The organism is Stenotrophomonas sp. STEN046 (genome assembly GCF_056759755.1).
This window is the reverse complement of the sequence record NZ_JBRRDR010000017.1, coordinates 38,532-52,345: the sequence shown is the minus strand read 5'-3', so window position 1 is coordinate 52,345 and position 13,814 is coordinate 38,532. Positions and strand designations below refer to the sequence as shown.

The window sequence follows — 13,814 nt, the reverse complement described above, 5'->3', positions numbered from 1 at the left end:
TGCGTTAAGCCCTCGACCTTAACAGGCCATGCACATCCGCCCATCTGCCGATGGTTGGGTCATCGCTGTGTCACAGCAGAGGCGCGATATAATGGGCGTCCTCCCCTGCCGAGGGGCGCTGCGACCGGATCCCCTGAGACCGGCCAGGCTCGGCCAGGTGGCTTTGCAACAACGGCGCCCGGCTAGATGCGAGCATCCGCTCGCCCACAACCGGAGCTACTGCATGAATGCTGTTGCCAAGACCTTCTCCACCGAAGGTGATTACAAGATCCGCGACATCACCCTGGCCGACTGGGGCCGCAAGGAACTGGACATCGCCGAGCACGAGATGCCGGGCCTGATGTCGATCCGTCGCAAGCACGCCGCCAGCCTGCCGCTGAAGGGCGTGCGCGTGACCGGTTCGCTGCACATGACCATCCAGACCGCGGTGCTGATCGAGACCCTGAAGGACATCGGCGCCGACGTGCGCTGGGCCTCGTGCAACATCTTCTCCACCCAGGACCATGCCGCTGCGGCCATCGCTGCTACCGGCACCCCGGTGTTCGCCTGGAAGGGCGAGTCGCTGGAAGAGTACTGGGACTGCACCCTCGACGCGCTGACCTTCACCCTGGCCGACGGCACCCTGACCGGCCCGGAGCTGGTGGTCGACGACGGCGGTGATGTCACCCTGCTGATCCACAAGGGCTACGAGCTCGAAAACGGCAGCACCTGGGTCGATGAGAAGGCCGCCTCGCACGAAGAACAGGTCATCAAGAACCTGCTCAAGCGTGTGGCCAAGGAGCGCCCGGGCTACTGGGGCCGCGTGGTCAAGGACTGGAAGGGCGTCTCCGAAGAGACCACCACCGGCGTGCACCGCCTGTACCAGCTGGCCCAGGCCGGCACCCTGCTGATCCCGGCGATCAACGTCAACGACTCGGTCACCAAGAGCAAGTTCGACAACCTGTACGGCTGCCGCGAGTCGCTGGCCGATGGCCTCAAGCGCGCGATGGACGTGATGCTGGCCGGCAAGGTGGCCGTGGTCTGCGGCTACGGCGACGTCGGCAAGGGCTGCGCTGCATCGCTGCGTGCCTACGGCGCGCGCGTGATCGTCACCGAGATCGACCCGATCTGCGCCCTGCAGGCGGCGATGGAAGGCTATGAAGTCAACACCATCGAATCGACCCTGGGCCGTGCCGACCTGTACGTCACCACCACCGGCAACAAGGACATCATCCGCATCGAGCACCTGAGCGCGATGAAGGACCAGGCCATCGTCTGCAACATCGGCCACTTCGACAACGAGATCCAGGTCGATGCGCTGGTGGGCTTCAAGGGCGTGCAGCACGTCAACATCAAGCCGCAGGTGGACAAGTACATCTTCCCCAACGGCAATGCGATCTTCCTGCTGGCCGAAGGCCGCCTGGTCAACCTGGGCTGCGCCACCGGCCACCCGAGCTTCGTGATGTCCAACTCGTTCGCCAACCAGACCCTGGCCCAGATCGACCTGTGGGCCAACAAGGACAGCTACGAGAACAAGGTGTACCTGCTGCCGAAGAAGCTGGACGAGGAAGTGGCCCGCCTGCACCTGGAAAAGATCGGCGTGAAGCTGACCACCCTCAGCCAGGAACAGGCCGACTACATCGGCGTGCCGGTGGAAGGCCCGTTCAAGCCGGACCATTACCGCTACTGATGCCTGCAGGTGCCGGCCCGCGGCCGGCACTGCCCATGCATGCAACACACGGAACGGGCGCCTTCGGGCGCCCGTTCTGCGTTGTGGCAGGCGCCGGCCCGATCCGCGCGCCCTGTCACAGAGCCCTAAGAACCGGCTTGTTACGCTTTACGACCCCGGCGGTCCCCGCCGCAGGGTGTTGCGGTGCCAAGCCCGCTCCGCGGCTGCCACGGTGCCTCCCGTTCCATGGTTCGCCCCATTCCCCTGCAGCGCGCAGGGACGTGCGCCAGGACGCAGACTTCAAAGGATAGACATGCAGCGCAGCAGTGAACGTATGACCCGGGCCATCAAGCCCCTGATGACCCTGTGCTGGGTGGCCCTGCTGGCCGCCTGTACCCCGCCGTCCGGCGACGCCCAGGCCACCGCACCTGCAGCCACCACCGAACAGGCCAGCGCCGACGGCAAGGCGTCCAGCGCCCCGGCAGCGGCGACGGGCAGCAGCACGGCCTGCGCCGAGGGGGCATCGCAGGTGCAGACCCTGATCTGCAACGACCCCGCCCTGGTGCAGCAGCAAGGCGAGCTGGCCAAGGCCGAAGCCAGCGCACGCGAGACCCTCGATGCAGCCGGCAAGGACAAACTGCAGGCCGAGCAGCAGCGCTGGATCCAGCACACGCGCGACCTGTGCGGTGACGCGCATTGCCTGCAACAGGTATCTGCCGACCGCCTGAAGGTGCTGTCGGCCACGCGCGACGGCCTGGTCGACCAGGACGCCTGCGAAGTGCCCGATGGCCAGCAGCAGTGCGTGGACCTGCTGGTGCTGCGCGACCCCAACAGCCAGCTGGCGAACTTCAACACGCTGCTCGGTGAAAACGGCCAGGAAGGCCGGCTGCTGGGCTGCACCGCCACCATCAACAGCGGCGGCGGCCCGAACGCCCTGCTGGCGGCCAACTGCACCCAGGAAACGGCCAGCGGCAAACGCAACGTGCAGCTGTGCAGCAACCAGATGGTCGGCCAGTTCGCCATCGAACCGGCACCGGCTGCTTACGGCACCCAGGCCACCCGCCAGCTGCTCGGCTTCACCCAGCAGCACTGCGCCGGCTGACACCCGTCGGGCAGGCCCGGCACCTTTCTCCTCATTGAAGGACGATGACCATGGCAACGGATTCCACCCTCACCCGCGAGCAGCTGTCCACGCTGTTCCTCAACACCGAACTGGGCGGCAACACCCGCCACCTGGACCATTTCTCATACGCCAAGGAAGGCACCAGCACCTACTCGTTCGGCCTGGTGCAGTTCGACGTCGGCGGCAACCCGCAGGCCAGGCGTTTCCTGCGCGACAACGGCTTCAGCAACGGTGACATCGCACTGCTGTCCCAGCAGGGCGGCCTGAGCACACAGCAGCTGGCCGCGCTCGACGCCAAGCTGCAGGCCATTCCGCAGGCCAACATCGACCAGCTCACCAACGCCAAGCTGGACAGCGCCATCGAGCGCGTCGATGAGGCCATCACCAAGGTGCGTGCGACCAACCCGGCCGCTGCCGATGCCATCGTCGCAAACCCGGAACTGCAGCTGGCCATGGCCGACTATGACAACCAGTTCGGCAGCATGGGCCCGCAGTTCATCAACTATCTGGCCGGCAATGCCGAAAAGCTGCAGGGCGGTACCGTGCAGGCTGGCGATCCGCCGACGCGCGGTGACGTGCAGGCCTTCGTCGATGCGACCAAGTACGGCATCCAGTCGCCCGCGGCGGTGACCAGCCGCGATGCACGCTTCGACACGGCCATGACCCAGCTGGGCATCACCCCCACCCATGCCCCCGCGCATGGGTCACCCACCACACCCGGTGCCCCTGGCAACGGCGTGCTGGTGAACGGCGCCAAGGGTGAGGACGTGCAGGCGATGCAGCAGCAGCTGGCCGACCTGGGCTACAAGGGCAAGGACGGCAGACCGCTGGTGGCCGATGGCGATTTCGGGCCCGGCACCCTGGAAGCCGTCAAGCAGTTCCAGCGTGACCACCACCTCAGCGTCGACGGCAAGGTCGGTGGCGATACGCTTGGCGCACTGGATGCGGCCGCGCAGCAGCGCGCACAGGCGAACGAACAGGAACGCGTCGCAGCAGAACCGACCATGGCCACCCCGGGCCACGCCGACAACCCCCGTTACCAGCAGGTCGTGGAACGGCTGGAAGTGCTGGAAGAACAACGCCGCCAGGGCGGCCTGTCGCCGCTGTTCAATGACCGCGCCCAGCTGGAAAACGCAGCGGGACAGGTGGCGTATGAATCCAAGGTCGCTGGCATGCGCCAGGTCGATACGGTAGTGGCCCGCCCCGATGGCCAGGGTGTGTTCGCGGTACAGGGCCAACTGAACGATCCGGCCGCGCAGCGCACCTACATCGATCTGCCCCAGGCCGTGAGCCAGGACCTGCAGGCGAGCACGCGGCAGAGCCAGGCACTGGATGCCGACCTGTCGCAGCGGCAGGTGCAGGAACAGCAGCAGACCCAGCAGGCGCTGTCGCGCTGATCGCAGCTGCTGCGCCGCAGACGCAACGGGTGCCTGCGGGCGCCCGTTGCGCATCTGCACCTGCGCAGCAGCCTCGGTCAAGGCGGCGCAGCTGGGCCACGCTACGATGTGCGCATGACTCCGGCCATCAACCTGCTCAAGCGCGAACGGATCGCCCATACCGTGCACAGCTACGTGCATGACGCCCATGCCGAATCCTACGGCGGCGAAGCCGTCGAGAAGCTGGGCCTGGACCCCGCACAGGTATTCAAGACCCTGCTGGCCAGCACCGAAACGCACGAGCTGCTGGTAGCCATCGTTCCGGTGGCCGGGCAGCTGGACCTGAAGGCACTGGCCGAAGCCGCTGGTTGCAAGAAGTGCGAGATGGCCGCCGTCGATGCCGCGCAGCGCGCAACCGGCTATCTGGTCGGCGGCATCAGTCCACTCGGGCAGAAGAAGCGCCTGCGCAGTTTCCTTGATGCCAGCGCGCGGTCGCTGCCAACGCTGCACGTCAGCGCGGGGCGGCGTGGCCTCGAAGTGGAACTGGCTCCTGACGATCTGCTGTGCCTGACCGGCGGCCATTACGCCGTGATCGGCAGGTCCCGTTGATGCGCTGGCCGTGGTCCGCATCACCGCCGCCGCGACTGGACGATCCGCAGGCCGACGTGCTGCTGCAGGAACTGATGTCGCGCGATGCCAGCCGTATCCACGCGGCCAGCAGTCGACTGGCACGGTTGTTCAGCACCACCACGCTGGACGCACTGGCACCCCATGCCGAACGCATCGAGCAGGCCTGCCAGGGCGTGCAGCTCGGCGGTGCACTGATCGGCAACGACGTACACCTTGCTGCCAGCCTGCGCCGCCTGCGCTATTGGCGTGAACGCAGCGGATGCCTGTGCGCACTGTTTCCCGACTATCTGTTCTTCAACCCACGCCAGCTGATCGAACAGGGCAATGTGCAGTTGCTGCAGCTGGGCGTGGCCGAAGACGGCTGGGGCGACCGGCATCGTGTGGCCTGCACCCGCTGCGGCCAGCACTGGGATGCCACCGACCGTGAATACCACTATCCGTGGTGGGAGTGGACAGCGCTGACCGGGTCATCGGCCGGCTAGTCGTTCGCAAACGTCGCCGTCGCAGGAACCATGCTCATCTGCGGCGTGCTCAAGGCCGCCCCCTCCCGCTTCCATCGCCATCCCAGCGCGGCCTTCACCGCTGCCTCGTCAAGCAGGGCATGGCCGCTGGATCCCGCCACGATGACCGCTTTGGCGCGTCCCTGGTCATTCAACAGCACGCTCATGCTCACTTTGCCCTGCAGGTTGTCAGCGCGCGCTGCCGCCGGATAACCCGGCATGGAGGGGCGATCAAGGCGCCAGCGCGGGTCATCGTGGACGACCAGCGGCGTACGCGTGGAGAGCGGGCAGCGGGAAGGCATCTGCAGTTCGAAGCCCGCTGCTCCGTCGATCGGCCGGATCTGTGCCGGTGTGCCGCAGGCGATGAGGGCGATCGCCTCCAGCATGCCTTGCTGTCGCTGCAACGCAGCTGCATTGCCACCGGTTGCGCGCAACGTGCAGCGCCCTCCGGCATTGGACGCCTGCAGTTGGTCGACACTGGCATCACGGACCGCCGCCGGCTCGGACAGACGTCCACACGACGCGTCGGCGTCGTATCCCGTCGAGCAACCGCCAGCGGCGAGCACGGCCACCAGCATGGCGGCCCGCGGATTCATGCTTCCCTTCGTCATCCTGCACCTCCTGTACCGGTCTGCCGACATCGTAGCGTGTTGCTGCGCAGTCGTTTTCACAGCGCCCCGATCACGGCCGCCAGTTGGCGTTGCTCTCCCAGAACGCCACCGCGCGCTGGTAGGCCTCACGATCCAGCGGCACGCCCGAGCCGCCCTCTTCCACGCCCAGCGCATTGCGCATCATCGTGATCGGCGCCATCGGCACTTCTTCCGGCTCGGCGGTGTAGATGCAACCGACGATGCCCCAGTCGGCCTCGATCGGCGAACCTTCCTTCGCCAGCTGCTCGGCGCTGTACAGGATCACCACCAGGTAATTCGCGCGTGGCGACTCCACGCCTTCGAACCAGCGCACCAGCACCGGCAGCTCCTCGCGGTTGCGTGCTTCGTAGCCGCTGCGAAGCTGGTGGCGGTTGTCGTCGGTGATCGGCACCGTCAGGCAGCGCGTGCTGGTCCAGTTCTCGTACACGAACAGCTTGCAGAACGGCGCGTAGCCGTCGAGCACTTTCAACGGCGCATGCGCGTTGAGATGCGCCTGGAACTGCTCGGCCGTGCAGTCCTGGATGGTGTTGCCGCGCGGCACGCGCGGGAACAGGCGGGGGCGGGCGAAATCGGTAAGGACGATGGACATGGCGCGGCGTGGTCAGGGAATCCGCTGCACAGGGTAACCGCCCCGACGCCAGGCCGGGCGGGATGGCGCGGGTCACTGGCGTCGCCGCCGAACCTGCGGCACCCTGCCATCGACCCATCGCAAGGATCGCCGGCTCATGGATGCAGCACGTGCGTTGCCCCCGCCACCGCGTCGCGGCCGACGCCGATGGCTGAAGGTGCTGGCTGTCATCGTGCTGGCACCGCCACTGCTGTTCATCGCTGCCCTGCTCTGGCCACTGCCTGCACCGCCACTGCCCGACGCCGGCAACAGCCGCGTGATCATCAATGTGCGGGTGGTGGATGTAGCCAATGGCCAGGCCAGTGAGCCCACAACGGTAACGCTGCGCAACGGCCTGATCGCCGCCGTCGGCGAAGGCGCATATGACACCGCGTTGCCCATACTCGATGCCGGCGGCCGCTGGCTGCTGCCCGGCTTCTGGGACATGCACACCCACGCGCTGCAGCTGTCGCCACAACTGCAGTTCCCGTTGATGCTGGCCAACGGCATCACCGGCACCCGCGACATGATGGACTGCCCGCAGGCTGCCGATCCGCTGATCGCCTGCGTGGCCGACAAGCGCCGCTGGACCACGCAGGCCATCGCCGGGCAGCAGGTTGCGCCGCGCTTCGTGCAGATCGCAAGCTTCTACTTCGAAGATCCATCACTTGCGCCGGAGACCGCCGTCCAGCAAGCACGCACGTACACCGCGCGCGGCGTCGACGCGTTGAAGGTCTACAACCGGCTGCGTGCGGATACCTACCAGCACCTTGCCGTTGAAGCACGGCAGCTGCATCGCCCGCTGGTCGGCCACCTGCCCAAGGCAATCGCGCTGGAGCAGGCACTGCATGCGGGCCAGCACAGCTTCGAGCACGCCCACCTGTTCGTACGCCATTGCTTCGACCACGCCGCCGCATGGCGCGACGGCATGCTGGACGACGTCGACCCGACGGCACTGGCCGAACGCATGGTCGGCGGTTACCAGCCATCCACCTGCGATGAGGCATTTGCCCTGATCCAGGCCAGCGGCGCCGCGTTCGTGCCTACGCATGTCACCCGCGAGGAAGATGCACGCGCGCGCGATCCGGCATTCATCGATGATCCGCGCCTGGCTTATCTGGATCCACTTTCGCGCTGGGCCTGGCGCGATGATCTGCAGGCCACCACCGCGCGCTACCCCGGCCTGCGCGGCGAGCACGCGCTGAAGGCCTACTTCGATCATGGCCTGGCGCTGACCGGCGCTGCGCATCGTGCAGGCGTCATCGTGCTGGTCGGCACCGATACCGGGCTGGGCGGCTTCCGCTATCACGATGAACTGCAGTGGTTGCGGCAGGCAGGCTTGAGCCAGGCCGACGTGCTGCGCGCAGCGACGCTGCAGGCCGCACGTCATCTGGACCTGCAGGCAACGCATGGCAGCGTCGAGGTCGGCAAGGCGGCCGACCTGGTCCTGCTCGATGGCAACCCGTTGCAGGACACCGCCAACACCCGGCGTGTGCATGCGGTGCTGCTGGCAGGTCACCTCTACGACCGCCCGCAGCTGGATGCACTGCTCGCTTACGCCCGCGCGCAGGCACGGTCACCGGCGGTGATGGCGCGCCTGCTGTGGGGCTTCATCACCAGCCCGGTCAGCAGCGAACTGTAGTGCCGGTAGCCGGGGACGACCCACACCCGTATTTTGCACATCCATCTTGATGAAGAGATATACTAAACCGCACCCGCCGCCATTGCCCACGCCATGACCGCCATCAGCTTCGAGTTCTATCCGCCCAAGACCGACGAACAGCGCAGCCAGCTCGACCGTGCCGCGGCGAAGCTGAAGGCCTACGCGCCTGAATACGTGTCCTGTACGTTCGGTGCCGGTGGCTCGACCCTCAGCTACACCTCCGAGACCGTGCGCCATCTCAACCAGCACCACGGCTTCGAGGCAGCGCCGCACCTGTCCTGCGTCGGCGGCACCCGCCAGGAGATCCGCGAGCTGCTGAAGCTGTACCGCGCCATCGGCTGCCGTCGCCTGGTCGCACTGCGTGGCGACCTGCCCTCGGGCATGGGCTTTCCCGGCGACATGCGCTATGCCTCCGAACTGATCGCCTTCATCCGCGCCGAGCACGGCGACGCCTTCCGCATCGAAGTCGGCGCCTACCCCGAGACGCATCCGCAGGCGCAGGATGCCCTGCTCGACCTGAAGCACTTCAAGGCCAAGATCGACGCCGGTGCCGATGCCGCCATCACCCAGTACTTCTTCAATCCCGACGCCTACTTCCACTTCGTCGATGAAGTGCAGCGGCTGGGCGTGCAGGTGCCGATCACCCCGGGCATCATGCCGATCTCCAACTTCAGCCAGCTGCGCCGCTTCTCCGAGCAGTGCGGCGCGGAAATCCCGCGCTGGATCGGCCGCAAGATGCAGGCCTACGGCGACGACGCCGAATCGGTCCGCGCCTTCGGTGCCGAGGTCGTGGCCAGGCTGTGCCAGCGCCTGATCGAAGGCGGTGCACCGGGCCTGCACTTCTATACATTGAACCTGGCCAAGCCGACGGTGTCGGTGCTGAAGCTGCTGCGCGGCTGAAAGTACGCCGCGTTATCGCAATCGGCGCTACGCTGCGTCGATGAAGGTCGTCCTGCCCCTGTTGCTGGTCCTGCTGCTTGCCGGCGTCTGCGCCACCGCGCAGGCGCAGTCCACGCGCTTGAACCGCTGCACCGATCCGCAGGGCCAGAGTGTCTACACCGACCGCCCCTGCGACAGCCTGGGTGCGCAGTCGCGGCGGCCGCCGCCGGCCGCTGCAGGCAATACCCTGCAACGCGACAGCCTCGGCAGCAGCTGCCCGCGTCGCTTGAGCGAACTGGTGCAGGCGTTGCACACGGCGGTCGCCATCGGTGATGTGAACCGGCTTTCTTCGCTGTACCTGTGGGGCGCGGTGTCCGATGCGGGCGCGCAGCGCATTCTGGGCCAGCTGGAATCAGTGGTGCGACGACCGCTGGTGGATGTGCTGCCGGTGTATCCGCAGCAGGCCTCTGCCGCTGGCAACGCCACTGTCGTGCCCGGCATCGAAGCCGAACCCGAGCCGCAGGCAGCTCGCCATCCGGTGGGGCTGCGCCTGGAGCAGACACTGCCGGGCAGCGTGGCGCGCGCCTCCACGGTGCTGGGGCTGCGCCGGCAGTACGGGTGTTTCTGGATCACGCTGTGATCGCGGGCTTGCATCCACGCATGGCGTGGATCTACTGATTCATCCACGCAGGGCGTGGGTCTACTGCACTTGCCGAACGAAGCGGCGCTAAGCCGGCCACAATCCGCGGATCGCGGCAATACCCTGGCCGCCATGACGGCGCGCCTGCGCGACATCGGCAGGCGTCATGCCGCCCAGTGCATAGATCGGCAACGACACCTGCGCGCGCAGCGCTGCGAAGGCCTCCCACCCCAGTGGCGCGGCACCGGGATGACTGGCGGTGGCCTGCACCGGCCCCAGTACCGCGAAGTCGCAGCCAAGATGCTCGGCGCGCTGCAACTGCTGCAGGTCGTGGCACGAGGCAGCCACCGGTTGTCCGGCCGGCAACGGCCGCTCCTGCAACAGCAGCAGCTGCTCGCTGCCCAGGTGCACGCCCACGCCCAACGAGCGCGCCAGTTCAACATCACGGTTCAGCAGCCACTCCACGCCACTGCGGCGATGCGTTCGCAGTGCCTGTTCGATCATCGCCTGGCGCTGGGGATGGTCGCCTGGCAGGCGCAGCTGGATACGCTGCTGTCCCGAGGCGACCGCCTGCTGCAGCTGTGCGTGCCATCGCTGCTGGTCGGGATCTTCGTCGGCCGGCGCCGGTGTGATCAGGTAGCAGCCCGGCTGCCGCAACGCAGCCACCACCGGCAGGTCCGCCGGCGGCATCGAATAGCGGCCCAGCTTGTCCGGCGCCACCCAGGTGATGGCCTGGCCCTCGCGCCCGCGCGGGGTACCCTTCCAGCTGCGTACATGCCGCACTTCCAGGGTCAGGTGCTTGTCCGGGTAGCGCTGCGGCACGTCCATGATCCACTCGCCGACATCGGCTTCGATGCCGAGCTCTTCATGCAGCTCACGCACCAGCGCCTGCTCGGAGGTTTCGCCGGGCTCACGCTTGCCACCGGGAAACTCCCACAGGCCGCCCATGTCACGGTCTTCGGTACGGCGGTTGAGCAGCACGCGGCCGCGGGCGTCAGTGATGACGGCGGCCACGACGTGGATCGATCGTTTCGGGGTGGGCATGGGGGGAGCATGCCCAAAACAGGGGGATGGGCGCAATCGGTCCGGCCCATAACAGGAAAGCCCCGCTTTCGCGGGGCCTTCCGGGGGTCAGCTCAGCTGGCCGTGGCAGTGCTTGTACTTCTTGCCACTGCCGCAGGGGCACGGATCGTTGCGGCCGATCTTCGGCTCGTCACGCTGCACCTGTGCGATGCCCTGCTGGGCGGCCTGCACCTGCGCGGCTTCCTCGTCGGCGCTGTAGCTGCCAACGTCCTGATGCTGGAACTGCGACTGGCTCAGGCGCGCTTCCACCTGCTGCCGTTCGGCCGCTTCCAGTGCCTGCACTTCCTCGTCGCTGCGGATGCGCACGCGGGCCAGCAGGGTCACTACTTCGCGCTTGACGTTCTCCAGCATGTCCGAGAACAGCTCGAAGGCTTCCTTCTTGTATTCCTGCTTCGGCTGCTTCTGCGCGTAACCCCGCAGGTAGATGCCCTGGCGCAGGTAATCCATGCGTGCCAGGTGCTCCTTCCAGCTCTGGTCGAGCACGGTCAGCATCACGTGCTTTTCCAGCGCGCGCATGGTCTCTTCGCCCACGCCCGCTTCCTTCTCGGCGAAGTGCTGGTTGATGCGTTCCTGCACCTTGGCAGCGATGCCCTCGGCATCCAGTTCTTCGTGCGACTTGACCAGGTCGGTCAGCGACATGTCCAGGCCGAAGTCGGACTGCAGGGTAGCTTCCAGGCCGCGCAGGTCCCACTGTTCGTCCACCGAATTGGGCGGCACGAAGCGGGCGACGATGTCGAAGATCACGTCGTCGCGGATGCCGTCGACGTTGTCCTTCACCGACTCGGCATCCAGCAGTTCGTCGCGCTGGGCGTAGATCACCTTGCGCTGGTCGTTGTTGACATCGTCGAAGTCCAGCAGGTTCTTGCGGATGTCGAAGTTGTGGGCCTCGACCTTGCGCTGCGCCTTCTCGATCTGGCGGCTGACCAGGCGGTCCTCGATGACGTCGTCTTCCTTCATGCCCATCATGCGCATGGCCTTCTGCACCCAGTCGGAGGCGAAGATGCGCATCAGGTTGTCTTCCAGCGACAGGTAGAAGCGGGACGAACCCGGGTCACCCTGGCGACCCGAACGGCCGCGCAGCTGGTTGTCGATGCGACGCGATTCGTGGCGCTCGGTGCCGACGATGTGCAGGCCGCCAGCAGCCTTGACCGCGTCATGGCGCTTCTGCCATTCGGTCTTGATCGCTGCCTTCTGCTCGTCGGTCGCGCCTTCGCCCAGCTCGTGGATTTCCGCTTCCAGCGAACCGCCCAGCACGATGTCGGTACCACGACCGGCCATGTTGGTGGCGATGGTCACAGCGGCCGGGCGACCGGCATTGGCGACGATGGTTGCTTCGCGGTCATGCTGCTTGGCGTTCAGCACTTCGTGCTTCACGCCGGCCTTGCGCAGGTGCTCAGACAGCATTTCCGAGGTTTCGATCGAGGTGGTACCCACCAGCACCGGCTGGCCGCGCTTGGCGCACTCTTCAATGTCGGCCAGCACCGCGTTGAACTTGCCCTTGCGGTTGAGGAACACCTGGTCCGGGCTGTCCTTGCGGATGGTCGGACGGTTGGTCGGGATCACCACCACTTCCAGGCCATAGATGCTCTGGAACTCGAAGGCTTCGGTATCGGCCGTACCGGTCATGCCGGACAGCTTCTTGTACATGCGGAACAGGTTCTGGAAGGTGATGCTGGCCAGCGTCTGGTTTTCGCGCTGGACCGGCACGCCTTCCTTCGCTTCCACCGCCTGGTGCAGGCCATCGGACCAGCGACGGCCGGACAGGGTGCGGCCGGTGAATTCATCGACGATGACCACTTCGCCGTCGCGCACGATGTAATCCACGTCACGCTGGTAGATGGCGTGCGCGCGCAGTGCGGCGTTGAGGTGGTGGACCACGGTCAGGTTCTGCGCGGCGTACAGGCCTTCGGTCTCGGCATCGAGGATGCCGGCGTCGACCAGCAGCTGCTCGGCGTGCTCCATGCCCGCTTCGGACAGGTGCACCTGCTTGCCCTTCTCATCCACCCAGAAGTCGCCCTCACCGTCTTCCACTTCCTGCTTGACCAGGTTGGGCACGATGCGGTTGACGCGGATGTACAGCTCCGGGGAATCATCGGCCGGGCCGGAGATGATCAGCGGGGTGCGCGCTTCGTCGATCAGGATCGAGTCGACTTCGTCGACGATGGCGTAGTGCAGGCCGCGCTGGTAACGATCGGCCTTGGACAGCGCCATGTTGTCGCGCAGGTAATCGAAACCGAATTCGTTGTTGGTGCCGTAGGTGATGTCCGAGCCGTAGGCTTCGCGCTTGTCGCTGTGCGGCATGCCCGGGTAGACCACGCCCACGCTCAGGCCCAGCCAGTTGTACAGCTTGCCCATCTGCGCGGCATCGCGGCGCGCCAGGTAGTCATTGACGGTGACCACATGCACGCCCTTGCCTTCCAGCGCGTTGAGGTACACCGGCAGGGTCGCCACCAGGGTCTTGCCTTCACCGGTGCGCATTTCTGCGATCTTGCCCAGGTGGAGGACCATGCCGCCGATCAGCTGCACGTCGTAGTGGCGCATGCCCAGCACGCGGCGACCGGCTTCGCGGCAGACCGCGAACGCTTCCGGCAGCACCTTGTCCAGGCCTTCACCCGCGGCGATGCGCTGCTTGAACTCCGGCGTCTTGGCCTGCAGCTGCTCGTCGGAAAGCTTCTCGATCTCCGGCTCCAGCGCATTGATCTTGGCGACGATGCGGTTGAGCTGGCGCAGCTGTCGTTCATTACGACTGCCAAATACGCGGGTAAGCAGGCTGTTGATCATTGAAGGAACCGGGTTGGATGGGAATGCCGCACGGCTCCGGGAGGATCCGTCCGCCGTAAACGAAACAGGGCGCCTGGCGCCCTGTCGATGGCAACACCCATTGTAGCTTGGGATGGCCGCGAGGGGTTTCAACCCTTTACTGGCCCATCGCGCACCCCGGATGGGCCGCGCTGCGCGCTCGCGGGGCATGGCCCCGCGCTACCGTCCGGCGGCGGCTGCATCCAGGCAGCGCCG

12 protein-coding genes and 1 riboswitch are annotated in these 13,814 nt (G+C 66.5%); of the genes, 8 read left to right on the top strand and 4 right to left on the bottom strand.

Annotated features, from left to right (window positions below):
* The first annotated feature begins 104 nt into the window (after positions 1-104).
* A riboswitch (S-adenosyl-L-homocysteine riboswitch) is annotated at positions 105-187 on the top strand.
* A 36-nt stretch (positions 188-223) separates the two neighbouring features.
* The 5 genes from ahcY to ACVOLJ_RS10265 all read left to right on the top strand — a co-directional run bounded on the left by ahcY (position 224) and on the right by ACVOLJ_RS10265 (position 5,259).
* Positions 224-1,669, top strand: coding sequence for an adenosylhomocysteinase (ahcY, locus tag ACVOLJ_RS10285; RefSeq protein WP_475279215.1), 1,446 nt, complete (start codon positions 224-226; stop codon positions 1,667-1,669).
* 313 nt (positions 1,670-1,982) lie between these two features.
* Positions 1,983-2,750, top strand: coding sequence for a lysozyme inhibitor LprI family protein (locus ACVOLJ_RS10280; RefSeq protein ID WP_481564082.1), 768 nt, complete (start codon positions 1,983-1,985; stop codon positions 2,748-2,750).
* A 50-nt stretch (positions 2,751-2,800) separates the two neighbouring features.
* Positions 2,801-4,168, top strand: coding sequence for a peptidoglycan-binding protein (locus ACVOLJ_RS10275; protein ID WP_475279217.1), 1,368 nt, complete (start codon positions 2,801-2,803; stop codon positions 4,166-4,168).
* A 114-nt stretch (positions 4,169-4,282) separates the two neighbouring features.
* On the top strand, positions 4,283-4,756 hold the full coding sequence (gene ybaK, locus ACVOLJ_RS10270; RefSeq protein WP_481564081.1) for a Cys-tRNA(Pro) deacylase: 474 nt from the start codon (positions 4,283-4,285) through the stop codon (positions 4,754-4,756).
* Complete coding sequence (locus ACVOLJ_RS10265) at positions 4,756-5,259, top strand: hypothetical protein (protein WP_481564080.1); 504 nt, start codon at positions 4,756-4,758, stop codon at positions 5,257-5,259. Before ybaK ends, ACVOLJ_RS10265 begins: the two co-directional genes overlap by 1 nt.
* Here ACVOLJ_RS10265 and ACVOLJ_RS10260 read toward each other — a convergent pair.
* Positions 5,256-5,888: an energy transducer TonB gene (locus ACVOLJ_RS10260; RefSeq protein ID WP_481564079.1), complete on the bottom strand. Its 633-nt coding sequence runs from the start codon at positions 5,886-5,888 to the stop codon at positions 5,256-5,258. The genes ACVOLJ_RS10265 and ACVOLJ_RS10260 overlap by 4 nt on opposite strands.
* A 70-nt stretch (positions 5,889-5,958) precedes the next feature.
* Entirely contained in the window at positions 5,959-6,516 is a 558-nt protein-coding gene (locus ACVOLJ_RS10255) for a DUF3228 family protein (protein WP_481564078.1), read from the bottom strand.
* Between the two features lie 136 nt (positions 6,517-6,652).
* Between ACVOLJ_RS10255 and ACVOLJ_RS10250 the strand changes: the two genes are divergently transcribed.
* The 3 genes from ACVOLJ_RS10250 to ACVOLJ_RS10240 all read left to right on the top strand — a co-directional run bounded on the left by ACVOLJ_RS10250 (position 6,653) and on the right by ACVOLJ_RS10240 (position 9,716).
* Positions 6,653-8,176, top strand: coding sequence for an amidohydrolase family protein (locus ACVOLJ_RS10250; RefSeq protein WP_481564077.1), 1,524 nt, complete (start codon positions 6,653-6,655; stop codon positions 8,174-8,176).
* Between the two features lie 93 nt (positions 8,177-8,269).
* Entirely contained in the window at positions 8,270-9,097 is an 828-nt protein-coding gene (gene metF, locus ACVOLJ_RS10245) for a methylenetetrahydrofolate reductase [NAD(P)H] (protein WP_475279223.1), read from the top strand.
* Between the two features lie 40 nt (positions 9,098-9,137).
* Entirely contained in the window at positions 9,138-9,716 is a 579-nt protein-coding gene (locus tag ACVOLJ_RS10240; protein ID WP_481564076.1) for a DUF4124 domain-containing protein, read from the top strand.
* A gap of 87 nt (positions 9,717-9,803) precedes the next feature.
* Here the strand turns inward: ACVOLJ_RS10240 and ACVOLJ_RS10235 are convergent, their stop codons facing one another.
* Positions 9,804-10,760 carry a Nudix family hydrolase gene (locus tag ACVOLJ_RS10235; protein WP_481564075.1) on the bottom strand — a complete coding sequence of 319 codons (957 nt, stop codon included), beginning with the start codon at positions 10,758-10,760 and terminating at the stop codon, positions 9,804-9,806.
* A gap of 87 nt (positions 10,761-10,847) precedes the next feature.
* Entirely contained in the window at positions 10,848-13,580 is a 2,733-nt protein-coding gene (gene secA / locus ACVOLJ_RS10230; RefSeq protein WP_481564074.1) for a preprotein translocase subunit SecA, read from the bottom strand.
* Positions 13,581-13,814: the final 234 nt, after the last annotated feature.

What these genes read in the sequence shown, in the direction of transcription:
- ahcY (WP_475279215.1), top strand. Translation starts at nt 224, where the DNA reads ATGAATGCTGTTGCCAAGACCTTCTCCACCGAAGGTGATTACAAGATC.
- ACVOLJ_RS10280 (WP_481564082.1), top strand. Translation starts at nt 1,983, where the DNA reads ATGACCCGGGCCATCAAGCCCCTGATGACCCTGTGCTGGGTGGCCCTG.
- ACVOLJ_RS10275 (WP_475279217.1), top strand. Translation starts at nt 2,801, where the DNA reads ATGGCAACGGATTCCACCCTCACCCGCGAGCAGCTGTCCACGCTGTTC.
- ybaK (WP_481564081.1), top strand. Translation starts at nt 4,283, where the DNA reads ATGACTCCGGCCATCAACCTGCTCAAGCGCGAACGGATCGCCCATACC.
- ACVOLJ_RS10265 (WP_481564080.1), top strand. Translation starts at nt 4,756, where the DNA reads ATGCGCTGGCCGTGGTCCGCATCACCGCCGCCGCGACTGGACGATCCG.
- ACVOLJ_RS10260 (WP_481564079.1), bottom strand. Translation starts at nt 5,888, where the DNA reads ATGACGAAGGGAAGCATGAATCCGCGGGCCGCCATGCTGGTGGCCGTG.
- ACVOLJ_RS10255 (WP_481564078.1), bottom strand. Translation starts at nt 6,516, where the DNA reads ATGTCCATCGTCCTTACCGATTTCGCCCGCCCCCGCCTGTTCCCGCGC.
- ACVOLJ_RS10250 (WP_481564077.1), top strand. Translation starts at nt 6,653, where the DNA reads ATGGATGCAGCACGTGCGTTGCCCCCGCCACCGCGTCGCGGCCGACGC.
- metF (WP_475279223.1), top strand. Translation starts at nt 8,270, where the DNA reads ATGACCGCCATCAGCTTCGAGTTCTATCCGCCCAAGACCGACGAACAG.
- ACVOLJ_RS10240 (WP_481564076.1), top strand. Translation starts at nt 9,138, where the DNA reads ATGAAGGTCGTCCTGCCCCTGTTGCTGGTCCTGCTGCTTGCCGGCGTC.
- ACVOLJ_RS10235 (WP_481564075.1), bottom strand. Translation starts at nt 10,760, where the DNA reads ATGCCCACCCCGAAACGATCGATCCACGTCGTGGCCGCCGTCATCACT.
- secA (WP_481564074.1), bottom strand. Translation starts at nt 13,580, where the DNA reads ATGATCAACAGCCTGCTTACCCGCGTATTTGGCAGTCGTAATGAACGA.